24 protein-coding genes and 1 tRNA gene are annotated in these 23,165 nt (G+C 61.6%); 19 read left to right on the top strand and 6 right to left on the bottom strand.

Annotation, left to right across the window (positions count from 1 at the left end):
• Positions 1–119: 119 nt before the first annotated feature.
• The 3 genes from rpsO to J2X56_RS21610 all read left to right on the top strand — a co-directional run bounded on the left by rpsO (position 120) and on the right by J2X56_RS21610 (position 4,461).
• Positions 120–389 (top strand): 30S ribosomal protein S15, encoded by a 270-nt coding sequence (rpsO, locus tag J2X56_RS21600; protein ID WP_006712917.1) that lies wholly within the window; start codon positions 120–122, stop codon positions 387–389.
• A gap of 336 nt (positions 390–725) precedes the next feature.
• On the top strand, positions 726–2,861 hold the full coding sequence (gene pnp, locus J2X56_RS21605; protein ID WP_039786731.1) for a polyribonucleotide nucleotidyltransferase: 2,136 nt from the start codon (positions 726–728) through the stop codon (positions 2,859–2,861).
• A gap of 307 nt (positions 2,862–3,168) precedes the next feature.
• Positions 3,169–4,461 carry an NAD(P)/FAD-dependent oxidoreductase gene (locus J2X56_RS21610; protein WP_204725289.1) on the top strand — a complete coding sequence of 431 codons (1,293 nt, stop codon included), beginning with the start codon at positions 3,169–3,171 and terminating at the stop codon, positions 4,459–4,461.
• A gap of 82 nt (positions 4,462–4,543) precedes the next feature.
• On the opposite strand, the gene J2X56_RS21615 is transcribed toward J2X56_RS21610, so the two are convergent.
• The 6 genes from J2X56_RS21615 to pxpB all read right to left on the bottom strand — a co-directional run bounded on the left by J2X56_RS21615 (position 4,544) and on the right by pxpB (position 10,025).
• Positions 4,544–5,548, bottom strand: coding sequence for a DUF2891 domain-containing protein (locus J2X56_RS21615; RefSeq protein WP_310162515.1), 1,005 nt, complete (start codon positions 5,546–5,548; stop codon positions 4,544–4,546).
• 73 nt (positions 5,549–5,621) lie between these two features.
• Positions 5,622–6,608 (bottom strand): DUF979 domain-containing protein, encoded by a 987-nt coding sequence (locus J2X56_RS21620; protein ID WP_039786724.1) that lies wholly within the window; start codon positions 6,606–6,608, stop codon positions 5,622–5,624.
• Entirely contained in the window at positions 6,605–7,330 is a 726-nt protein-coding gene (locus tag J2X56_RS21625) for a DUF969 domain-containing protein (protein WP_013233768.1), read from the bottom strand. Before J2X56_RS21625 ends, J2X56_RS21620 begins: the two co-directional genes overlap by 4 nt.
• Before the next feature lie 260 nt (positions 7,331–7,590).
• A complete protein-coding gene (gene pxpA, locus J2X56_RS21630) occupies positions 7,591–8,331 on the bottom strand; it encodes a 5-oxoprolinase subunit PxpA (protein ID WP_039786721.1) in 741 nt (246 codons plus the stop codon).
• Between the two features lie 9 nt (positions 8,332–8,340).
• The gene (locus J2X56_RS21635; protein WP_310162519.1) at positions 8,341–9,375 is read right to left on the bottom strand and encodes a biotin-dependent carboxyltransferase family protein; all 1,035 of its coding nucleotides are present in this window, start codon (positions 9,373–9,375) and stop codon (positions 8,341–8,343) included.
• Complete coding sequence (gene pxpB, locus J2X56_RS21640; RefSeq protein WP_134135079.1) at positions 9,372–10,025, bottom strand: 5-oxoprolinase subunit PxpB; 654 nt, start codon at positions 10,023–10,025, stop codon at positions 9,372–9,374. Before pxpB ends, J2X56_RS21635 begins: the two co-directional genes overlap by 4 nt.
• A 196-nt stretch (positions 10,026–10,221) precedes the next feature.
• Between pxpB and J2X56_RS21645 the strand changes: the two genes are divergently transcribed.
• The 16 genes from J2X56_RS21645 to nuoK all read left to right on the top strand — a co-directional run bounded on the left by J2X56_RS21645 (position 10,222) and on the right by nuoK (position 23,143).
• The gene (locus J2X56_RS21645) at positions 10,222–10,794 is read left to right on the top strand and encodes a winged helix DNA-binding protein (protein ID WP_084320063.1); all 573 of its coding nucleotides are present in this window, start codon (positions 10,222–10,224) and stop codon (positions 10,792–10,794) included.
• Positions 10,795–10,830: 36 nt separating this feature from the next.
• Entirely contained in the window at positions 10,831–11,808 is a 978-nt protein-coding gene (locus J2X56_RS21650; protein ID WP_134135080.1) for an NAD(P)H-quinone oxidoreductase, read from the top strand.
• A gap of 111 nt (positions 11,809–11,919) precedes the next feature.
• A complete protein-coding gene (gene tpiA, locus J2X56_RS21655) occupies positions 11,920–12,669 on the top strand; it encodes a triose-phosphate isomerase (RefSeq protein ID WP_084320061.1) in 750 nt (249 codons plus the stop codon).
• Between the two features lie 88 nt (positions 12,670–12,757).
• Positions 12,758–13,132: a preprotein translocase subunit SecG gene (secG, locus tag J2X56_RS21660; protein ID WP_084320059.1), complete on the top strand. Its 375-nt coding sequence runs from the start codon at positions 12,758–12,760 to the stop codon at positions 13,130–13,132.
• Positions 13,133–13,241: 109 nt separating this feature from the next.
• A tRNA-Leu gene (locus tag J2X56_RS21665) sits at positions 13,242–13,326 on the top strand.
• A 119-nt stretch (positions 13,327–13,445) separates the two neighbouring features.
• The gene (locus J2X56_RS21670) at positions 13,446–13,805 is read left to right on the top strand and encodes an NADH-quinone oxidoreductase subunit A (RefSeq protein ID WP_006712939.1); all 360 of its coding nucleotides are present in this window, start codon (positions 13,446–13,448) and stop codon (positions 13,803–13,805) included.
• A 3-nt stretch (positions 13,806–13,808) separates the two neighbouring features.
• A complete protein-coding gene (locus J2X56_RS21675; RefSeq protein ID WP_006712940.1) occupies positions 13,809–14,285 on the top strand; it encodes an NADH-quinone oxidoreductase subunit B family protein in 477 nt (158 codons plus the stop codon).
• 9 nt (positions 14,286–14,294) lie between these two features.
• The gene (locus tag J2X56_RS21680) at positions 14,295–14,891 is read left to right on the top strand and encodes an NADH-quinone oxidoreductase subunit C (protein WP_034330585.1); all 597 of its coding nucleotides are present in this window, start codon (positions 14,295–14,297) and stop codon (positions 14,889–14,891) included.
• A complete protein-coding gene (locus tag J2X56_RS21685; RefSeq protein ID WP_034330584.1) occupies positions 14,891–16,144 on the top strand; it encodes an NADH-quinone oxidoreductase subunit D in 1,254 nt (417 codons plus the stop codon). The genes J2X56_RS21680 and J2X56_RS21685 overlap by 1 nt, the downstream gene beginning before the upstream one ends.
• Before the next feature lie 88 nt (positions 16,145–16,232).
• On the top strand, positions 16,233–16,724 hold the full coding sequence (nuoE, locus tag J2X56_RS21690) for an NADH-quinone oxidoreductase subunit NuoE (RefSeq protein WP_006712943.1): 492 nt from the start codon (positions 16,233–16,235) through the stop codon (positions 16,722–16,724).
• A complete protein-coding gene (nuoF, locus tag J2X56_RS21695) occupies positions 16,721–18,016 on the top strand; it encodes an NADH-quinone oxidoreductase subunit NuoF (RefSeq protein ID WP_008327658.1) in 1,296 nt (431 codons plus the stop codon). Before nuoE ends, nuoF begins: the two co-directional genes overlap by 4 nt.
• 82 nt (positions 18,017–18,098) lie before the next feature.
• Complete coding sequence (nuoG, locus tag J2X56_RS21700; protein ID WP_134135081.1) at positions 18,099–20,426, top strand: NADH-quinone oxidoreductase subunit NuoG; 2,328 nt, start codon at positions 18,099–18,101, stop codon at positions 20,424–20,426.
• Positions 20,427–20,428: 2 nt separating this feature from the next.
• Positions 20,429–21,499 (top strand): NADH-quinone oxidoreductase subunit NuoH, encoded by a 1,071-nt coding sequence (gene nuoH, locus J2X56_RS21705; protein ID WP_121039202.1) that lies wholly within the window; start codon positions 20,429–20,431, stop codon positions 21,497–21,499.
• 21 nt (positions 21,500–21,520) lie between these two features.
• Complete coding sequence (nuoI, locus tag J2X56_RS21710) at positions 21,521–22,009, top strand: NADH-quinone oxidoreductase subunit NuoI (RefSeq protein ID WP_008327661.1); 489 nt, start codon at positions 21,521–21,523, stop codon at positions 22,007–22,009.
• 144 nt (positions 22,010–22,153) lie between these two features.
• Entirely contained in the window at positions 22,154–22,816 is a 663-nt protein-coding gene (locus J2X56_RS21715; protein WP_034337675.1) for an NADH-quinone oxidoreductase subunit J, read from the top strand.
• Between the two features lie 18 nt (positions 22,817–22,834).
• The gene (nuoK, locus tag J2X56_RS21720; RefSeq protein WP_013233782.1) at positions 22,835–23,143 is read left to right on the top strand and encodes an NADH-quinone oxidoreductase subunit NuoK; all 309 of its coding nucleotides are present in this window, start codon (positions 22,835–22,837) and stop codon (positions 23,141–23,143) included.
• The last annotated feature ends 22 nt before the right edge of the window (positions 23,144–23,165 follow it).

A 23,165-nucleotide genomic window follows, 5' to 3' on the forward strand; every position in this document is an offset into this window, starting at 1 on the left:
GTTTTTTGCTATATAATTTCGCGTCCGGTCGGTTTGACCGGATTCTCATTTTTTGTTCACGGTATGCAGGGCAGGCCAGTTTTCGACGCTCCGCACACCGCTTGTGAAAGGTAAAAGCAATGTCCATCGAAAAAGCAGCCAAGGCTGCCATTATCTCCGAAAACGCCCGCGGCACGAACGACACCGGTTCTCCGGAAGTGCAAGTCGCGCTGCTGACCGCACGCATCAACGACCTGAACGGCCACTTCAAGGCCCACGTCAAGGATCACCACTCCCGTCGTGGCCTGATCAAGATGGTCAACCGTCGCAAGAGCCTGCTGTCCTACCTGAAGAACAAGGACGCTGATCGTTACCGCGCCCTGATCGAGAAACTCGGTCTGCGCAAGTAATTTGACTCCGCGTCTGGGTCCCGGGGTTTGCGCCCCGGACCACCACGAAATGCCTGCGTCACTCGTTGACGCGGGCATTTTGTTTTTTGCGATTCCGCAAGCTCAGGCATAAGCCGGGGCAAGGACACTCGCAAAACGCCCTCCCTCGGGGCAGGAATGCATCATCGTTTCATCGCGGCAGGCTGTTTGTGTGATCAATGCCGCGTTCGTCGTGAGTGACCGGTTTCGCCGGCCACTGTGGTGAGGTGAACGACAGCGCCTGAAAATCTGTCGGCAAAAGGAAGCCGTGCACCGCGGACACAGTCGGGGCCGGCTCCATAAAAGAAAGGAAATACCGTGTTCAATAAAGTAACCAAGACCTTCCAGTACGGTCAGCATCAAGTGACCCTGGAAACCGGCGAAATCGCTCGCCAGGCTTCTGGCGCCGTGGTGGTGTCGGTGGAAGACACCGTCATCCTGGCCACCGTGGTGGCCCGCAAGGAAGCCAAGCCCGGCCAGGACTTCTTCCCCCTGACGGTCGACTACATCGAGAAGACCTATGCAGCCGGCCGCATCCCCGGCGGTTTCTTCAAGCGTGAAGGCAAGCCTTCCGAAAAGGAAACCCTGACCTCGCGCCTGATCGATCGTCCGATCCGCCCGCTGTTCCCGGAAGGCTACCTCAACGAAGTGCAGGTGATCATCCACGTGCTGTCGGTGAACCCTGAAATCGATCCGGACATCCCCGCCATGATCGGTGCCTCGGCAGCCCTGTCGCTGGCCGGCATCCCCTTCAATGGCCCGGTGGGCGCAGCCCGCGTCGGTTACATCGACGGCCAGTACGTCCTGAACCCGACCACCTCGCAGCTCAAGTCCTCGCAGCTGGACCTGGTGGTGGCCGGTACCGAAACCGCCGTGCTGATGGTGGAATCGGAAGCCGATCAACTGTCCGAAGAAGTCATGCTGGGCGCTGTCGTGTTCGGTCACGACCAGTCCAAGGCTGTCATCGAAGCCATCCACGCCCTGGTGCGTGACGGCGGCAAGCCGGAAGTCCAGTGGACCGCCCCGGCCAAGAACGAAGCCCTGATCGCACGCGTCTCGCAACTGGCCGAAGGCCCGCTGCGCGAAGCCTACCAGACCAAGGACAAGCAAGCCCGTACCGAAAAGCTCAAGGCCGTGACCGCCCAGGTCAACGAAGCCCTGGTCGCTGAAGCCGCTGCCAACAACGGCGTGGCTGCGGATGCTGCCGAGGTCGGTTCCATCCTGTTCGATCTGGAAGCCAAGATCGTGCGTTCGCAGATCCTGGAAGGCGAACCCCGCATCGACGGCCGCGACACCCGCACCGTGCGTCCGATCTCGATCCGTACCGGCGTGCTGCCGCGTACCCACGGTTCGGCCCTGTTCACCCGTGGCGAAACGCAAGCCCTGGTCATCGCGACCCTGGGTACCGCACGCGATGAACAGAAGATCGACGGTCTGCTGGGTGAATACTCCGACCGCTTCATGCTCCACTACAACATGCCTCCGTTCGCCACCGGCGAAACCGGTCGCGTGGGCACCCCGAAGCGCCGCGAAATCGGCCACGGCCGCCTGGCCAAGCGCGCGCTGATCGCCGCGCTGCCGGCTGCTGACGAGTTCAGCTACTCGGTGCGCCTGGTCTCGGAAATCACCGAGTCCAACGGTTCCTCCTCGATGGCATCGGTGTGCGGCGGCTGCCTGGCACTGATGGACGCCGGTGTGCCGATGAAGGCCCACGTGGCCGGCATCGCCATGGGCCTGATCAAGGAAGGCAACAAGTTTGCCGTGCTGACCGACATCCTGGGCGATGAAGATCACCTGGGCGACATGGACTTCAAGGTGGCCGGTACTGCCAACGGCATTACCGCCCTGCAGATGGACATCAAGATCCAGGGCATCACCAAGGAAATCATGCAGGTCGCGCTGGAGCAGGCCAAGGAAGGCCGTCACCACATCCTGGGCAAGATGCAGGAAGCCGTGCCGGCTGGCCGTGCCGAGCTGTCCGACTTCGCCCCGCGCCTGATCACCATCAAGATCAACCCGGAAAAGATCCGTGACGTGATCGGCAAGGGCGGCGCCGTCATTCGTGCGCTGACCGAAGAAACCGGCACCCAGATCGACATCAGCGACGAAGGCGTGGTCACCATCGCCTCCGTGGATGCGTCGGCTGGCCAGGAAGCCAAGCGCCGCATCGAAGAGCTGACCGCTTCCGTGGAAGTGGGCAAGATCTACGAAGGCACCGTCCTGAAGCTGCTGGACTTCGGCGCCATCGTCCAGGTCCTGCCGGGCAAGGATGGCCTGCTGCACATCAGCCAGATCGCCAACGAGCGCGTCAACGCCGTGGCCGACTACCTGAAGGAAGGCCAGCAAGTGCGCGTCAAGGTTCTGGAAACCGATGACCGCGGCCGCCTGAAGCTGTCGATGAAGGCTGCCCAGGCTGAAGAAGGCGACGCTGCCGCTCCGCAAGAAGCGCAGTAATCCCTTCTGCCTGAACAGGCAACAAGAAAATCCCCCGTGCCGCAAGGCCGGGGGATTTTTTTATGCGTGCAAGTTGATGCGGACAATCTGCCCAAGTGATTTCGAACCAAAAGTATGCGATTCTGTCCGTCTGCTTTGAGGGACATCAAGGTTCCGGTGTGCCGCGCTCATCAGGGGAGGGCGTGGTACTGCCAACAGGCAGATCCGCAGATCCGAATAGAGAGTAGGGGACAGCCGTGCGGCCAGGCCAGCTTCACGTGACCGGCCTGCGCGGACAGAACAACACGTTACTTTTGAAAGGAAGGCAATGCCCCACGTCATCATCATCGGTTGCGGCTTCGGCGGTCTGGCCGCTGCGCGCGAACTGGCCCACGCCGATGTGCGCATCACCATGATCGATCGCAGCAACCACCACCTGTTCCAGCCCTTGCTGTACCAGGTGGCCACGGCCGGGCTGTCGGCCCCGGCCATCAGCGCGCCGATCCGCGCCATCCTGGCGCAGCAGCGCAATCTCACCACGCTGATGGCGGCGGTGACCGGGATCGATACCGCCGGCAAATCCGTCACGCTGGAAGACGGCAGCGAACTGTCCTATGACTACCTCATCGTCGCCGCAGGCTCCACGCACAGCTACTTCGGCCGCGATGAATGGAGCACGCTGGCGCCGGGCCTGAAGACGCTGGAGGATGCCTTCGAGATCCGCAAGCGCATCCTGATGGCCTTTGAACATGCCGAGCGCGAGACCGATGCACGCCGTCGCCAGGAATGGCTGACCTTCACCGTCATCGGCGGCGGGGCCACGGGCGTGGAGATGGCCGGTACGCTGGTGGAAATTGCGCGCCATACGCTGTCGGGCGAATTCCGCAACATCGATCCGCATTCGGCACGGGTGGTGCTGGTGGAGGGCTCTGAGCGCGTGCTGGGGGCCTACCCCGAGGACCTCTCCGAGAAAGCCCGCGAACAGCTGCACAAGCTCGGTGTGGACGTGCGCACCGGTTGCCGTGTGGTACACATCGATGAGACCTGCGTGCGCTATGCCAATTTCGATGGCGAGCAGAGCCTGGCCACGCGCACCGTGATCTGGTCGGCAGGTGTAGCGGCCTCGCCGCTGGGCAAGCAACTGGGTGTACCGGTGGACCGTGCTGGTCGTGTACCGGTCACGCCGCAGCTCTGTATCGGTGGCCACGACGAAGTGTTTGTGATCGGGGACCTGGCTGCCGCACAGTCGGACGGCAAGCCGGTGCCGGGCGTGTCACCGGCGGCCAAGCAGATGGGCCGCGTGGCCGCGCGCAACATCAAGCATCACATCGCCGGACAGCCGGCCGAGAGCTTCGTCTACAAGGACTACGGATCGCTGGCCACCATCGGTCGCCGCGCTGCCATTGCCATGGTCGGCAAGCTCAAGTTCTCGGGGTATCCGGCCTGGCTGTTCTGGCTGTTCGTGCACGTGTATTTCCTGATCGGCTTCCGCAACCGCATCATGGTGATGGCTGATTGGGCCTGGGCGTATTTCACCTTCAAGCGCAGTGCACGAGTGATCTCGGCGACCATGCCGACGCACACCGAGCAGACGCCCTTGCGCAAGGAAGTGGCTGAGTAGATTCGGTCTGCATTCCAGCAAAAAGCCCTCGCTTCCGTGATCGGGAGCGAGGGCTTTGTTTTGCGGGAGGACGGCGTGTGGATCAGTCTTCCAGCGCCAGCATGGCAAAGCTGGCCAGCCAGTGGCCACCACTGTAATGGCTGCCGACCACCTGGTCGATGGAGGTCGCGATATGGCGCTGGATCGCCGCTTCGATCGCACTGCGTGCCGCGTGATGGGCGGGCAGGTGACGCAGCACGTTCTTCATGCACCAGGCGCGCGAGAGGTTCAGACCATCCAGATGCGCAACCTTCGGATCGGTCGGGTCGGAGACGTAGGCGGGATGCGTGATCTGGGTGACTTCGGCAATGCGGGGCAGATACAGATCGAACCATGCGGTGAATGCATCGGACGAGAGCACCTTGCTCATCAACAAGGCCTCGGTCAACGCACCAGAGATGAATTCGTCACCACCCGGTTCATAGTGAGCCGGATAGTCGGTGTCCTTGCCGTAGTGTTGATTCGACCAGTCGACAATCAGCGCTTCCAGTTCGGTATCGGTGACGTGACGCGCGTAATCCAATGCCAGGGCAAGTGAAAACGCCGTGTTGAAGTGCGTGCCGACGCGAATCGGATAGCTCAGCTTCGACAGATAGTCGAACAGGCGACGCCTGATCTCGGTGGTCAGCGGTTTCATCGCAGCATGCCATTCGGCCGCACGGGGATGGGCCGACATCAACAGTTCCTGGTCCAGTGCCAGCAACCAGCCGAAGCCGTAGGGGCGTTCGAAGGGGGCGCGATTGGGCGCACGGAAATAGTCCGTTTCGCGCTCCATGAGCTCAGGTGTGAAATGGTCGTCAAAGATCGCCGTGATCTCGTCAGTGACCGCCATCGACGGATACAGGCGCAGGCAGCGCAACAGCAGCCAGTAGCCATGCACCGCCGAGTGCCAGTCATAGCAGCCGTAGAAGACCGGATGCATCGCACGCGGAGAGAGCACATCGCCCTCATCGTTGAGCAGATGCATGATGTGGTTGGGATATTCCTGGCGCAGGTAGGCCAGCGGCATGCGGGCAAATTGTTCAGCCCGGTCTAGAGTGAGTTGCATGGGGACTCCTTGAAGCAAGTGGGGCGACCTGGCCGCAACAGCGCATGCGGCCATGTCAGGCCTTCCGTTCAGATCAGCGGAAGGCAAGGAAGTACATCAGGAACACGTTCACGGTCAGCAGCGTCAGTGCAGTCGGGATCTGCACCTTGATGACCTGGTACTTGTTCTTCAGTTCCAGCAGCGCGGCCGGCACGATGTTGTAGTTCGCGGCCATGGGCGTCATCAGCGTACCGCAATAGCCGGAATACATGCCGATGGCCACCAGCGGTGCCGGATCGGCGTGATGCCCCAGGATCAGGAAGGGCAGCGCGATGCCCGCGCTCATCACCGGGAAGGCGGCGAAGGCATTGCCCATCACCATCGTGAACAGCGCCATGCCCACGCAATAGATCACCACCACCAGGAAGCGATTGTCCGGATTGACGAACAGGCTCACCACCTGCTGCACCGAGGTGCCGGTCTTGGCGGCGACGAAAACGCCACCGAGCATGGCCAGCATCAGCGGCAGGATCGCGGCCCAGCCGATGGAGTCCACCAGTCGGCGCGACTGGCGTACCGCTTGCAGCGGCGTGCCACGGGTGAGCACGCAACCGGCGATGAGCGCACACACGCAAGCCACGCACAGGGCGGCCAGGGTCAGCTGTTTCTGGTCCAGCAGCATCAGGCCACCGACCGAGACGCCCTTGAGCAGGACGGTACAGGCCACCGTGATGACCGGGATCAGCACCGCCGGGAAGAACAGCCAGTTGCCCAGCCGTTTGGCGGACGCCACTCGTTCTTCATGCGTGGACGTCGCATAGCTGCCCATGGAGAGCATGCCGGTTCCGGCGATGAGCGAGATGATGATGACGGTGCCGCCGATGATGCGGTGAGCCATGGACTTGCCCAGGCTTTCCACCAGCAGGTCGCCGAACAGGAATACTGCGCCGAACAGGAACCAGAACAGGGCCGTGGTGAAGCGCTTGGGGTTGCCCTTGTCGCGCAGGGTCATCACGGTCAGCATCATGACGATGATGCCGATGAGGTAGTAGATGCGGTTGATCGAGATGAGCGTATTCATGCGGACACCTTGGCAGCGGATTGGGTAGCTTTCCACGCATCGACGTCGCGGCGGATGGAAGCGTCGAGACGGGTCAGGCGGAACATGTGGATCACCAGTGCCGACAGGGCAGTGGGGATGGCCCACAGGCCGATGTGCAGCGGCTCGATGTTGGTGATGCCGTTTTCCTTCAGGAAGGCATCCATCAGCAGCACCGCGCCGAAGGCGATGAAGATGTCCTCGCCGAAGAACACCGCGATGTTGTCGCAGGCGGCGGCATGGGCCTTGATCTTGTCGCGGATGTGTTGCGGCAGGTCTTCTCCATAGGCGTTGACCGCTGCGCCTTCGGCCATCGGTGCCAGCAGCGGACGTACCGTCTGCGCCTGGCCGCCGAGATAGATCAGGCCCAGGGCGGCAGTGCCTTCGCGCAGGATGAAGTAGAGCATCAGGATGCGCGCCGAGGTGGCGCTGGCGATGCTGGAGATCCACGCCTGGGCGCGTTCCTTCAGGCCGTAATGTTCCAAGAGGCCGATGATCGGCAGGATCAGCAGGAAGGTCGCCAGCGAACGGCTGTTGACGAATTTCTCGCCGAAGGTTTCCAGCAGCATGCCGAAGTCCATGCCGACCGACAGGCCGGTGGTGAGACCCGCGACCGTGACCACCAGCAGCGGGTTGAAACGCAAGGCAAAACCGGCCACGACGATCGGTATCCCGATCAGTGGCAACAGTGTCGTACTCTCCATGAAAAACTCCCTATGTGAATGAGGAAAAATCCTGCCGCCATGGTGCAAGGTCCGTGCCAGCGATGTCGCGGAAAGCCGCGCCCGGACTGGCTTTGCGAGAATCTGCAAAGAGTAGGGGCGTGACTTTTCCTGCGACCTCGCGGGCCTCAGGCTGACGGCTTTTCTTGTTGTTTTCGGAACGGAACTACAGCTTGCAGCACCCCGTGTTCAACTGCGGGTGCCTACTTTCCTGCGTCTTGCGACGACGCCGGAAAAATCCTTCATATCGCCGCGCGCACGGCAATCTGCTCGGCGTGCAGGCGTGCCCGAATCTGGCGCGCGAAATCCAGGGCGTGCGCGCCATCTCCGTGCAGGCATACGGTCTGTGCATTGACTTCGACCAGGCTGCCGTCGATGGCCTTGACCTTCTTCTGCTTGACCAGCATCAGGGTCTGGGCGATGGCGTCGGCATCGTTCTCGATCATGGCGCCGGGCTTGCTGCGCGCGACCAGGCTGCCGTCGGCTTCATAGGCGCGATCGGCAAAGACTTCTTCGACCGCATTGAGGTCGGCATGGCGGGCGGCGGCGATCAGTTCGCTGCCGGCCAGGCCATACAGGCTCAGTTCCGGATTGAAGGTGCGGATGGCGGCGCAGATGGCATTGGCCAGCACGGCATCCTTGGCGGCCTGGTTGTAGAGCGCGCCGTGCGGCTTGACGTGGGTCATGCGGCCGCCTTCGGCGCGCACGATGGCATCGAGCGCACCGAGTTGATAGAGCATGCCGCTGACGATGTCTTCGGGCGGCAATTGCATGGCGCTGCGGCCGAAGTTTTCACGGTCGGGGAAACTGGGGTGGGCACCGATGGCCACGTGGTTCTGGATCGCCCAGCGCACGCTGCGGCGCATGGTGCTGGCGTCGCCGGCATGCCAGCCGCAGGCGATGTTGGCGGAGCTGACCAGGGTCAGCAGTTGTTCATCGGTGTCGCAGCCTTCGCCGAGGTCGGCATTCAGATCGATATGCATGGCGTTCCCTTATTTCTTGTAGAGCGTGGCGCGCGACCAGTCCAGAGCAGCGACCGTGGCGCGGATGGAATCGAGATAGCGCTGCTGTTCTTCGGCGGCGGCCAGGGCATCGGCCAGCTCGCAGGGTTCCAGGCGCAGGGTGGCGTTCAGCGGCGCTTGTGCCAGCTTCCACAGGTCGGCACCAATGATCACGCCGATCTTGGGATAGCCGCCGGTGGTCTGGGCATCGCCCATCAGGATGATGGGCTGGCCAGAAGGCGGCACCTGGATCACGCCCGGCACCACGCCATGCGAGAGCATGTCGCGGCCTTGCTTGCGCTTGAGTTCAGGACCTTCGAGGCGATAGCCCATGCGGTTGCTGTTGGGCGTGACGCGCCAGGTATCGGACCACAGCGCTTCACGCGAAGTCTTGCTGAACTGATCGAATTCGGGGCCGGGCAGCACGCGCAGGGTGACGTGCTGGCTGTGTTCATCAGCGCGCAGGGCCAGGCCGCTCCAGCGCGGAGAACGCACGCCGAAGGCGGGGCCGTGGACCGCTGCAGCGGCTGAGCTGGTGTCGCCGATGGGGAGCTTGTCGCCACGCTTGAGGGCGCGTCCCTGATGGCCACCGAAACCGGCCTTCAGGTCCGTGCTGCGTGAGCCCAGCACCACAGGGACATCGATGCCACCCGCTACAGCGAGATAAGTCCGCATGCTGTGGCGCGGGGCCTGCTCGGGGGAATCGGCGGCCGCCAGGCTGAGCTTGAGCACGCTGCCGGCGCGCACCGGAATGCTCCAGCAGGCGGCGACGGGTTTGCCATCGAGGGTGGCGCCGATGTCGTCACCGCCGAGGGCAATGCGGGTGTCGCGGGTGAAGCGCAGTTCGGCCACGCCCATGGTGATTTCAAGTCCGGCTGCATCAACCGGATTGCCTACCAGCAGGTTGGCACTGGCCAGGGCCAGCGTATTGAGTGCGCCGCCGGGATGGATGCCGAGGCTGCGATGGCCGGTGCGGCCCATGTCCTGCACCGAGGCCAGCATGCCGGGTTGGATGATGTCGATCATGAGGCCACGCGCTCCACGGTAAAGCGTACACGGTCGCCGGGACGCAGCAGCGTCGGCGGTTGCTGGGAAGGATCGAACAGTTGCAGGGCGGTGTGGCCGATGAGTTGCCAGCCGCCGGGGGAGGCCATCGGATAGATGCCGGTCTGCTCGCCGCCGATGCCCACTGAGCCGGCCGGAATGCTCACCCGCGGCGTGGTGTGGCGCGGCGTGGCCAGGCTGGCGTCGAGCCCGCCCATGTAGGCGAAGCCGGGCAGGAAGCCGAGGAAATAGACCACGTACTCGGCATGGCTGTGGCGTTCGATCACTTCCCTGGTCGACAGGCCGGTGTGACGGGCCACGTTGTCCAGGTCAGGACCGGCGCTGCCGCCGTAGACCACCGGGATCTCGACCGTGCGGCCTTCGCTGGCTGTGGTGCCGAGTTTGGGCCAGCTCTTCAGGACGCGTTGCGTCAGGGTGTCGAGGTCGGCTACGGGGCGCTTGGTGATCAGGGTCAGGTTGTTCATGCCGGGCACGACTTCGCTGACTTCTTCCCATTCACTGGCCAGCGTGGCCAGTGCCCAGATGCGTTGCTGCTGGGGCAGGGTGGCAGGGGCCGGCAAACTGCAGAGCAGTGCGCGGTCGCCCAAGGGGTGGAGCTGGGGTGGCTGCATGTGTCTCTCGCCTCGGCTGAGATTTTTGTTGAGAACCCGGCCGTGCCGCTGCCGGGGTCAAGGTGCGTCTGGTGATGCCCTGCTTTTTTGCGGATATTACATTTCAAAGAAAATATAAACAATATGTCGATAAATTATTTATTTAACCTTTGCGCTATAGTGTTGCCATTCTGTCGTCCTGAGCCCCACGCTTCCCATGAGCCAAGAGAACAACGAGACGTCCAAGCCCGTCCAGACTGAATTGCCCGAGGCCGTTGCGGCGCCGCGCCCGACCAAGATCGTGTCGTCGCAGCACCTGGTGTCCGAACGCAGTGCCGAGCTTTCCGAGCTGGAATACGCCCTCATCATGGCCAGCAATGCCTTCAACCGCTGGATGGTGCGCTGCATGGCCGCCGCCGGTGCCAAGGACATGACGGCCATCGAGGTTTCGCTGCTGCATCATGTCAATCACCGGGACCGGAAGAAAAAGCTGGCCGATATCTGCTTCGTATTGAACGTCGAGGACACCCACGTGGTCACCTATGCCTTGAAGAAGCTGGTGAAGGCCGGCTACGTCAAGAGCGAGAAGGCGGGCAAGGAACTGCTGTTCTCGACGACTCCAGCCGGGCAGGCGCTGTGCATGAAATACCGCGAGGTGCGCGAGCGCTGCCTGATCGAGGTCCAGGTCGAGAGCGGCATCCCCAACCAGGCCATCGGCGAGGCAGCCCAGCTGCTGCGCAATGCTTCCGGGTTGTACGACACGGCGGCGCGGGCAGCGGCTTCGCTTTGAGCTCATCACACCCCATTGAATTGAAGGATAGGACACATGCGCGCAATCGAAATCAAGCAATTTGGCGGCCCCGAGGTATTGCAGGCCTGTGAGCGGCCCGTGCCGGAGTTGAAGGCAGGTGAAGTGCTCATCAAGGTACATGCGGCGGGCGTGAACCGCCCGGACGTGTTTCAGCGCACCGGTAACTATCCGGTGCCGCCTGGCGCATCCGACCTGCCGGGCCTGGAAGTGGCTGGTGAGATCGTGGCCGGCGATCTGGGCGACAGCGGTTTCAAGCTGGGCGACCTGGTCTGTGCGCTGGTACAGGGTGGCGGCTATGCCGAGTTCTGCGCGGCGCCGCTGGCCCAGTGCCTGCCGGTGCCCAAGGGCTTGAGCGCGCTGGAGGCAGCGGCCCTGCCGGAAAACTACTTCACCGTGTGGAGCAACGTCTTCGACCGTGGCCAGCTGTCAGGTGAAGAGACCTTGCTGGTGCAAGGTGGTTCTTCCGGCATCGGCGTGACGGCCATCCAGATCGCCCGTGCGCTGGGACATCGCGTGTTTGCCACGGCCGGCAGCGCTGACAAGTGCCGTGCATGTGAAGAATTGGGCGCAGAACGCGCCATCAATTACAAAACCGAGGATTTCGAGGCGGTGGTCAAGGAATTGACTGGCGGCAAGGGTGTGGACGTGATTCTGGACATGGTCGGCGGCGATTACCTGCCGCGCGAGATCAAGTCCCTGGCCGATGATGGCCGCCTGGTGTTCATCGCCCAGCTGGGCGGCAGCAAGGGCGAGCTGGACATGGGTCAGGTCATGCGCCGCCGCCTGACCATCACCGGCTCGACCCTGCGTCCGCGCCCGATCGCCTTCAAGGCTGCCATTGCAGCGAACTTGCGCCAGCACGTGTGGCCGCTGATCGAGGCCGGCAAGATCAGGCCGGTGATCCATCATCGCTTCCCGCTGGAGCAGGCGGCACAGGCGCATGCCATGATGGAATCGAGCGCCCACATCGGCAAGATCATGCTGGAACTGTGACCGGATGAGCGCAGGGCGAACGGCCGAGACAGTCCGGCTTTGCGCCAAGCGCCTGTAACGGCTACAATGCGAGGTTATCCAAATTGACACCCATCTCGTAGAAATCAGCCTATGCGTCGCAAACTCGTAGCCGGTAACTGGAAAATGAACGGCAGCCTGGCTGCCAATGCAGCCCTGGTGGCTGGTATCAAGGAAGGCCTGCCGGCTGACGCATGTGATGTGGCCGTCTGTGTGCCGGCGCCTTATCTGGCGCAAGTGCAGGGCGCGGTGGCCGGTTCGGCTGTGGCGCTGGGTGCGCAGGACATGTCCGCGCATGCTTCCGGTGCCTTCACCGGCGAGGTGTCTGCGGCGATGCTGCAGGAATTTGGTGTGCAATATGTCATTCTGGGTCACTCCGAGCGTCGCGCCTATCATGGCGAGAGCGATGCAGCGGTGGCGGCCAAGACGGTAGCAGCATTGAAGGCTGGCCTGGTGCCGGTGGTTTGCGTGGGCGAAACGCTGGAACAGCGCGAAGCCGGCCAGACCAACGAAATCGTGGGTGGCCAGCTCGACGTCGTACTCGCGGCGCTGAGCGTGGAAGAAGCGGCCCGCATCGTGGTGGCCTACGAACCGGTCTGGGCGATCGGCACCGGCAAGACTGCCACGCCGGAAATGGCCCAGGAAGTGCATGCGATGCTGCGTGCGCGTCTCGGCGCCAAGAGTGCGGAAGCGGCGGCCAAGGTGCGCGTCCTGTACGGCGGCAGCATGAAGCCGGACAACGCCGAGCAATTGCTGGCCATGGCCGACATCGATGGCGGCCTGATTGGCGGCGCGGCATTGAAGGCGGCAGATTTTCTGGCCATCATCAAGGCAGCGGCCTGAAGTGAAGTAAGGGGTTTGTCAGTTGCGGAAGCGATACTTTGACGCAGATGCAGCAGGCGATTGAAACATCAAGAGTGGACTTGTTTAAATGAATACTTTGTTTTTGGTAGTGGTTGTAGTTCAGGTGCTGGCAGCGCTGGCGATCATCGGTCTGGTGTTGCTGCAGCACGGCAAGGGCGCTGACATGGGTGCGGCCTTTGGCTCCGGCGCGTCGGGCAGTCTTTTCGGTGCGACCGGCTCGTCGAACTTCCTGTCGAAGTCGACCGCGGTGGCTGCCGGCATCTTCTTCGTGGCAACCCTGGGCTTGACCTTCATCGGCAATCATCACACTGCACAAAGCGGCAGCGTGATGGATAATCTGCAGGCGCCGGCCGTTCCTGCGCAGCAAGCTGCACCGGCTGCACCTGCTGCGCCGACCGAAGCTGCGAAGCCGGGCGACCAGTCGAATCAGATTCCGAAATAAGCCTTTGCGGATACTGAAATAATCGAAGAATAAAGTAGGAAGAATCTTTCTTTTTCGCTGATTGTGCATTGAACAAGAGTAACAAATGAAGGTACAATAGCTGCTTCAAGCCGACGTGGTGAAATTGGTAGACACGCTATCTTGAGGGGGTAGTGGCGAAAGCTGTACGAGTTCGAGTCTCGTCGTCGGCACCATAGAAATGAAATGAAAAGCCAGCGAAGGTCCTAGTGCCTGAGCTGGCTTTTTGTCGAGGAAGTTTCTGATTGATATTGAGAATCATTCCCATCGATAAACCAACGCATAGCGGCCAATCGTGAACCTCGAAAATTACTTCCCAGTCCTCCTGTTTATTCTTGTCGGCATCGGTGTCGGTGTCGCTCCCCAGCTCCTCGGTCGTCTTCTTGGTCCGCACAAGCCGGACGCTCAAAAAACTTCTCCTTACGAATGCGGTTTCGAAGCATTCGAAGATGCGCGCATGAAGTTCGATGTGCGCTACTACCTGATCGCCATCCTGTTCATCCTGTTTGATCTGGAAACCGCCTTCTTCTTCCCTTGGGGCGTGTCCATGCGTGAGCTGGGCTGGCAAGGTTTCGTCACGATGATGGTCTTCATCGCTGAATTTGTTGTCGGATTTTGGTACATCTGGAAAAAGGGTGCCCTGGATTGGGAGTAAGCCATGTCTATTGAAGGCGTATTGAATGAGGGGTTTGTTACCACCTCGCTGGATAAAGTAATCAACTGGACCCGTACCGGATCCCTGTGGCCCATGACCTTCGGTCTGGCGTGCTGCGCGGTTGAAATGATGCACGTCGGTGCGTCGCGTTACGACCTGGACCGCTTCGGTGCGGTGTTCCGTCCGTCGCCGCGCCAGTCCGACCTGATGATCGTGGCCGGCACCCTGTGCAACAAGATGGCGCCGGCGCTGCGCAAGGTCTACGACCAGATGCCGGAACCGCGCTGGGTGATCTCCATGGGCTCCTGTGCCAATGGTGGCGGCTATTACCACTATTCGTATTCGGTGGTGCGTGGCTGCGATCGCATCGTGCCGGTCGACGTGTATGTGCCGGGTTGCCCGCCGACGGCGGAAGCGCTGCTGTATGGCGTGATCCAGCTGCAGAACAAGATCAAGCGCACCAACACCATCGCGCGCTAAGAGGGCAGTATGACGACAAAATTGGAAACTCTCGAAGCCGCCCTGCGTAATGCGCTTGGAGGGTATCTTCAGAACCTGACCGTGGCCCTCGGTGAAGTCACCGTGGTGGTCAAGGCCGCTGACTACCTGTCGGCCATGCGCGTGCTGCGCGACCATGCCGACACCCGTTTCGAACAATTGCTGGACCTGTGCGGCGTGGATTATTCGACCTATGGCGATGGTGCTTGGGACGGTCCGCGCTTTGCCGTCGTGTCGCACCTGATGTCGATCTCGCACAACTGGCGTGTGCGTGTGCGCGTGTTCGCGCCGGATGACGACCTGCCCATCGTGGCCTCGGTCGATCCGATCTGGAATTCGGCTGGCTGGTACGAGCGTGAAGCCTTCGACTTCTACGGCATCCTCTTCGATGGCCACCCCGACCTGCGCCGCATCCTGACCGACTATGGCTTCATTGGCCACCCGTTCCGCAAGGACTTCCCGGTGTCCGGCTATGTCGAAATGCGTTACGACGCCGAACAGAAACGCGTCATCTATCAACCCGTAACGATCGAGCCGCGCGAAATCACCCCGCGCATCATTCGTGAAGAAAACTACGGGATCAAATAATGGCAGAGATCAAAAACTATACGCTGAACTTCGGTCCCCAGCACCCGGCCGCGCACGGCGTGTTGCGTCTGGTGCTGGAGCTGGATGGTGAAGTCATTCAGCGCGCCGACCCCCACATCGGCCTGCTGCACCGTGGTACCGAAAAGCTGGCCGAACAGAAGACCTTCCTGCAATCCGTGCCTTACATGGATCGCCTGGACTACGTCTCGATGATGAGCAACGAGCACGGTTACGTGCTGGCCATCGAGCGCCTGCTGGGTCTGGAAGTGCCGCTGCGCGCGCAGTACATCCGCGTGATGTTCGACGAAATCACCCGCCTGCTGAACCACCTGATGTGGATCGGCGCGCACGCGCTGGACGTGGGCGCCATGGGCGTGCTGCTGTACGCCTTCCGTGAGCGTGAAGACCTGTTCGACTGCTACGAAGCTGTCTCCGGCGCCCGCATGCACGCGGCTTACTACCGTCCGGGCGGCGTCTACCGCGACCTGCCGGACAGCATGCCGCAGTACAAGGCGTCCATCGTGCGCAACGAGAAGGCCATCCGCGAACTGAACGAAAATCGCCAGGGTTCGCTGCTGGACTTCATCGAAGACTTCACCAATCGTTTCCCGACCTATGTCGACGAATACGAAACCCTGCTGACCGACAACCGTATCTGGAAGCAGCGTCTGGTCGGCGTCGGCGTGGTCTCGCCGGAACGTGCATTGCAGATGGGCTTCACCGGTCCGATGCTGCGTGGCTCGGGCATCGCCTGGGACCTGCGCAAGAAGCAGCCGTATGAAGTGTATGACCTGCTGGACTTCGATATCCCCATCGGCAAGAACGGCGACTGCTACGACCGTTACCTGGTGCGCGTGGCCGAAATGCGCCAGTCCAACCGCATCATCAAGCAATGTGTGGAGTGGCTGCGCAACAATCCGGGTCCGGTCATTACCGACAACCACAAGATCGCGCCTCCCAAACGTGCGGACATGAAGTCCAACATGGAAGACCTGATCCACCACTTCAAGCTGTTCACCGAAGGCTTCCGTGTGCCTGCCGGCGAAGCGTATGCTGCCGTCGAGCATCCCAAGGGTGAATTCGGTATCTATCTGGTCTCCGACGGTGCCAACAAGCCGTACCGCCTGAAGATCCGTGCCCCGGGCTTTGCCCACCTGCAAGCCCTGAACGAAATGGCCAAGGGCCACATGATTGCCGATGCGGTCACCATCATTGGTACGCAAGACATCGTGTTCGGGGAAATCGACCGATAAGTCGAAGTGTAAGAGTCAAGGCGGGCTTCTCAGGAAGCCCGTCAGGTTTGGGGAATATCCAATAACCGCGCAGCACTGATGCGCATGGATGGCCAACGATATGCTGTTAAGTCAAGAAGCCCTTAAGAAAATCGATCGCGAACTCGCGAAATACCCGGCGGACCAGCGCCAGTCTGCGGTCATGTCCGCGCTGCGCATCGCCCAGGTGGAACATGGCTGGCTGCCGGCCGAGCTGCAGCAGGAAATTGCCGACTACATCGGCATGCCCGCCGTGGCCGTGCAGGAAGTCGCGACCTTCTACAACATGTTCAACACCAGCCCGGTGGGCAAGCACAAGATCACCGTGTGCACCAACCTGCCGTGTCTGCTGTCGGGTGGCGAGCGCGCTGCCCATCACCTGAAGCACAAGCTGGGCATCGATTATCGCGAAACCACGGCCGACGGCCAGTTCACGCTGATGGAAGGCGAATGCATGGGCGCTTGCGGCGACGCACCGGTCATGCTGGTCAACAACCATCAAATGTGCAGCTGGATGTCCAACGAAAAGATCGACGCGCTGCTGGAGGAACTGAAGAAATGACCTGCCTGCACGACCGCCACATCAAACCGCTGATCCTCGCCGACCTGAATGGCGAGAACTGGCATCTCGAGGATTACGTCAAGCGCGGCGGCTACGATTCGCTCAAGCGCATCCTCAACGAGAAGATCACTCCGGAACAAGTCATCGCCGACCTCAAGGCCTCGGGCCTGCGTGGCCGCGGCGGTGCGGGTTTCCCGACCGGCCTGAAGTGGAGCTTCATGCCGCGCCAGTTCCCGGGCCAGAAATACCTCGTCTGCAATACAGATGAAGGTGAGCCGGGCACTTTCAAGGACCGTGACATCATTCGTTACAATCCGCACGCATTGATCGAAGGCATGATCATCGGCGGCTACGCAATGGGCATCACGGTCGGCTACAACTACATCCACGGTGAAATCTTCGCCGAGTACGAGCGTTTCGAAGAAGCCCTGGAAGAAGCCCGTGCGGCCGGCTTCCTGGGTGACAACATCCTCGGTACCGGTTTCAGCTTCCAGCTGCATGCGCACCACGGTTATGGCGCCTACATCTGCGGCGAAGAAACCGCGCTGCTGGAGTCGCTGGAAGGCAAGAAGGGCCAGCCGCGCTTCAAGCCGCCGTTCCCGGCCAGCTTCGGCCTGTACGGCAAGCCGACCACCATCAACAACACCGAGACCTTTGCGGCCGTGCCCTTCATCTTCAAGGTAGGCCCGCAGGCCTACGCCGAGATGGGCAAGCCCAACAACGGCGGTACCAAGATCTTCTCGATCTCGGGCGACGTCGAGCGTCCGGGCAACTACGAGATCCCGCTGGGCACCCCGTTCTCCACCTTGCTGGAACTGGCCGGTGGCATGCGCGGCGGCAAAAAGATCAAGGCCGTCATCCCGGGTGGTTCGTCCGCACCGGTGATCCGTGGCGACGTCATGATGGACACCACCATGGACTACGATGCCATCGCCAAGGCCGGCTCGATGCTGGGTTCGGGCGCGGTGATCGTGATGGACGAGACGCGCTGCATGGTCAAGTCGCTGCTGCGCCTGTCCTACTTCTACTATGAAGAATCCTGCGGCCAGTGCACACCGTGCCGCGAAGGCACCGGGTGGATGTACCGCATGGTGGAGCGTATCGAAAACGGTCACGGCAAGATGGAAGATCTGGACGTACTGAACTCGGTAGCCGACAACATCCAGGGCCGCACCATCTGTGCGCTCGGTGATGCAGCGGCGATGCCGGTACGCGCGTTCGTGAAGAATTTCCGCGAAGAGTTCGAATACCACATCGAGCACAAACACTGCCTGGTTCCGGCTTACATCTGAACAGGGCAGGGGATGCTGGCGGGATGCGATAAGCCTTCCGTCGGTATCGTTGGCAAAGAATATTTAGCTTGGGCAAACAGCCATGGTTGAAATCGAAATAGACGGCAAGAAGGTTGAAGTGCAAGAAGGCAGCATGGTCATGGACGCTGCCAACAAGATCGGCACGTACATCCCTCACTTCTGCTATCACAAGAAACTGTCCATCGCGGCCAACTGCCGCATGTGCCTGGTCGAGGTTGAAAAGGCCCCGAAGCCGCTGCCTGCCTGCGCCACGCCGGTCAACAACGGCATGATCGTGCGCACCGCCAGCGACAAGGCGGTCAAGGCCCAGAAGGGCGTGATGGAATTCCTCCTGATCAACCACCCGCTGGATTGCCCCATCTGCGACCAGGGCGGTGAGTGCCAGCTGCAGGATCTGGCCGTCGGTTACGGCGGTTCCTCTTCGCGCTACCAGGAAGAAAAGCGCGTCGTGGAGCCCAAGGACGTTGGTCCGCTGATCTCCATGAAGGAAATGAACCGCTGCATTCACTGCACCCGCTGCGTGCGCTTCGGCCAGGAAGTGGCCGGCGTGATGGAGCTGGGCATGCTGGGCCGCGGTGAACATTCCGAGATCACCACCTTCGTCGGCAAGACCGTGGACTCCGAACTGTCGGGCAACATGATCGACCTGTGCCCGGTCGGTGCGCTGACCTCCAAGCCGTTCCGCTACAGCGCCCGTACCTGGGAACTGTCGCGCCGCAAGTCGGTGAGCCCGCACGACAGCGTCGGTGCCAACCTGATCGTCCAGGTCAAGAATGGCAAGGTCATGCGCGTGCTGCCCTTCGAAAATGAAGAAGTCAACGAGTGCTGGATCTCTGACAAGGACCGTTTCGCTTACGAAGCGCTGGACAGCGATCAACGCCTGACCAAGCCGATGTTGAAGCAGGACGGCAAGTGGCAGGAAGTGGACTGGCAGACTGCGCTGGAATACGTCGCCCACGGCCTGCGCAACATCCGTCACGAACATGGTGCGGACTCGATCGCCGCGCTGGGTACCCCGTACTCCACGCTGGAAGAGCTGAGCCTGCTGCAGAAGCTGGTGCGCGGTATCGGTTCGGACAACGTCGACTTCCGCCTGCGCCAGTCCGACTTCGGCCTGGACGGCCAGATCAAGCCGTGGCTGGGCATGTCCATCGTCGAGTTCTCGCAGCTGAACCGCGTCTTCGTGATCGGTTCCTTCCTGCGCAAGGATCACCCTCTGCTGTCGGCCCGCCTGCGCCAGTCCGCCAAGAGCGGTGCCAAGGTCAGCGTGCTGCACGCCACCGACGACGATCTGCTCATGCCGATCGCCAACAAGATCGTCGCCGCTCCTTCGGCATGGCTGTCCGCCTTGGCCGAAGTGGCCGTGGCCGTGGCTGAAGCCAAGGGTGTGGCTGCCCCCGCCGCCTACGCTGGCGTGGTGGCATCGGACGCTGCCAAGGCAACTGCCGCCAGCCTGCTGTCGGGCGAAGGCCGTGGCGTCTTCCTGGGCAACGCTGCGGTCCAGCATCCGCAAGCTGCGCAACTGCATGCTGCTGCACAGTGGATCGCCGAACAGACCGGTGCCAAGCTGGGCGTGCTGACCGATGGCGGCAACGCCGTGGGCGGCTACCTGGCCAACGCCGTGCCGACTCCGGGCAAGGGTGCCAATGCCGCTGCCGTGTTCGCACAGCCGCGCAAGGCTTACCTGCTGTTGAACGCCGAGCCGGAACTGGACAGCTACGATCCGCAAGCGGCCCGTGCCGCGCTGGGCCAGGCCGAGATGGTCGTGGTGATGTCGGCCTACCAGCACGGTGCCGACTATGCCGACGTGCTGCTGCCGATCGCACCCTTCACCGAAACCGCTGGTACCTTCGTCAATGCCGAAGGCCGTGCACAAAGCTTCAACGGTACCGTCAAGCCGGCCGGCGATGCGCGTCCGGGCTGGAAGGTCCTGCGCGTGCTGGGCAACCTGCTGGAACTGGAAAACTTCGATTACGAAACCGCCGAATCCATCCGCGACGAGCTGCTGGGCAAGGAAACCGACCTGTCGGCGCGCCTGAACAACATCGCCAGCGTGCAAGCGCAGGCTGTGCAAGCCGCCGCCGGTGGCGTCGAGCGTGTGGCGGATGTGCCCATCTACTTCGCTGACGCCATCGCACGCCGTTCACCGCCGCTGCTGGAAACCCGCGACGGCCAGGCGCCCAAGGCGTGGCTGTCGGCTGCTTTAGCTGCCAAGCTGGGTGTGGCCGAAGGCGACAAGGTCAACGTCAAGCAAGGCTCGGGCAGCGCTGCGCTGACCGCCGCCATCGATAAGAAACTGCCGGAAAACGTGGTTCGCGTCGCTGCTGCGCACGCCTCCACCGCTGCACTGGGCGGCATGTTTGGCGCAATCGTCGTGGAGAAAGCGTAAAAATGGATCACCTGATCGCCCAAATCAACAACGTGGGACCGGCGCTGCTGGGTCCGACCCTGTTCACGCTGGTGTGGACTCTGGTCAAGATCCTGGTGGTGATGGTGCCGCTGCTGGTGTGCGTGGCCTACATGACCTACTGGGAGCGCAAGCTGATCGGCTGGATGCACGTGCGTCTGGGCCCGAACCGCGTGGGTCCTGCTGGTCTGCTGCAGCCCATCGCTGACGCCGTCAAGCTGATCTTCAAGGAAATCTCGACCCCGTCCAAGGCCAACAAGGCGCTGTTCTACCTGGCGCCGGTGATGACCATCATGCCGGCGCTGGCCGCCTGGGCCGTGGTGCCGTTCTCGCCGGAACACGTGCTGGCCAACGTCAACGCCGGCCTGCTGTATCTGATGGCCATTACCTCGATGGAAGTCTACGGCATCATCATCGCCGGCTGGGCCTCGAACTCGAAGTACGCCTTCCTGGGTGCAATGCGCGCTTCGGCACAGATGGTGTCCTATGAAATCTCCATGGGCTTCTGCCTGGTGGTGGTGCTGATGGTCACCGGCAGCCTGAACATGACCGACATCGTGCTGGCCCAGACCAAGGGGCAGTTCGCCGGCATGGGCCTGAACTTCCTGTCCTGGAACTGGCTGCCGCTGCTGCCGATCTTCGTGATCTACTTCGTCTCCGGCGTGGCCGAGACCAACCGCCACCCGTTCGACGTGGTGGAAGGTGAATCCGAAATCGTGGCCGGTCACATGATCGAATACTCCGGCATGTCCTTCGCCATGTTCTTCCTGGCCGAATACGCCGCGATGATCCTGATCTCGATCCTGACCGCACTGCTGTTCTTCGGCGGCTGGTCGGCTCCGGTGTCCGCGCTGGACTTCATCCCGGGCTGGATCTGGCTGGGCTTGAAGACCTTCTTCTTCCTGTCGCTGTACGTGTGGATCCGCGCATCGTTCCCGCGCTACCGCTATGACCAGATCATGCGTCTGGGCTGGAAAGTGTTCATCCCGCTGACCCTGGTCTGGCTGGTGGTCGTGGCGATCTGGATCCAGTCGCCCTGGAATATCTGGAAATAAGTTGGAAGGCTGAGGCTAAAAATGGAAGCTATTAAGGATTTTTTCGGCAGCCTGATGCTCCGCGAACTGTTCAAGGGCCTGGCCCTGACCGGTCGCTATCTGTTCAAGCGCAAGATCACCGTGCAGTTCCCCGAGGAAAAGACGCCGATGTCCCCGCGTTTCCGCGGCCTGCATGCGCTGCGCCGTTATCCCAACGGTGAAGAACGCTGCATCGCCTGCAAGCTGTGCGAAGCGGTCTGCCCGGCGATGGCCATCACCATCGAATCCGAGCAGCGTGAGGACGGAACCCGTCGCACCAGCCGCTACGACATCGATCTGACCAAGTGCATCTTCTGCGGTTTCTGCGAAGAGTCCTGCCCGGTCGACTCGATCGTCGAAACGCACATCCTGGAATACCACGGTGAAAAGCGGGGCGACCTGTACTACACCAAGGAAATGCTGCTGGCAGTGGGCGACCGTTACGAAAACGAAATCGCCGCTGCACGTGCGGCCGACGCCGCCTACCGTTGATCGGTGCTGCCGGGTGGCCCTGCGAAATACGGGGCAGCCGGGCAGGGTGGTGCAGGGCTTGCGGCAAGGTGTCGGATGTATTGCGATGGGGTGGCCTGCTGTGCGGTCCCCGTGCTGATTGAATGAACCAACTTCTGGTTGATTATGGAATTTAAAACTGTCTTGTTCTACGTGTTCGCGGTGCTGGTGGTAATCGCCGCCGTTCGCGTCATCACGGCCCGCAACCCGGTGCATGCGGCGCTGTTCCTGGTGCTGTCCTTCTTCTCGGCAGCGGGCCTCTGGATGCTGCTCAAGGCCGAGTTCCTGGCCATCGTGCTGGTGCTGGTCTATGTCGGCGCGGTGATGGTGCTGTTCTTGTTCGTGGTGATGATGCTCGATATCAACATGGACAAGCTGCGCGAAGGCTTCTGGGGCTACTTCCCGCTGGCGGCCACCATCGGCGTGATCATCGTGCTGGAAATGGCGGCCGTGCTGCTCAACAGCTTCTGGGTCTACGAATCGCAGGTGCCGGCCGTCTCCGACACGCTGGGCCAGACCAAGCCGCTGGGCAAGCTGATCTTCACCGAATACGTCTACGCCTTTGAAGTGGCGGCCGTGATCCTGCTGGTGGCCATCGTCGCCGCCGTGGCACTGACCCTGCGCAAGCGCAAGGACAGCAAGTACTTCGATCCGGCCCAGGCCGTCAAGGTCAAGGCATCGGACCGCGTGCGCCTGGTCAGCATGAAGGCCGAATCCACCCGCAATGCACCCGCAGCCGACGCTGCTGCTGCAGCGGCCGACAAGCCGGCCGCCGGTCAACAATCTTAAGAAGGGCGCACAAGAATCATGGCAATCACGCTCTCCCACTACCTGATCATCGGCGCGATCCTGTTCGCGATCTCGATCGTCGGCATTTTCCTGAACCGCAAGAACGTCATCGTCCTGCTGATGGCCATCGAACTGATGCTGCTTGCGGTCAACATGAACTTCATTGCTTTCTCGCATTACCTCGGTGACGCGGGCGGACAGATCTTCGTGTTCTTCATCCTGACCGTAGCTGCGGCTGAGTCCGCCATCGGTCTGGCGATTCTGGTGGTGCTGTTCCGTAACCTGGATACCATCAACGTGGAAGACCTCGACAGCCTCAAGGGCTGAGTCGGCATCCGCAGCGTCCTGT

The sequence above is a fragment of the Herbaspirillum sp. 1173 genome, from assembly GCF_031455335.1.
GTDB lineage: Bacteria > Pseudomonadota > Gammaproteobacteria > Burkholderiales > Burkholderiaceae_D > Herbaspirillum > Herbaspirillum huttiense.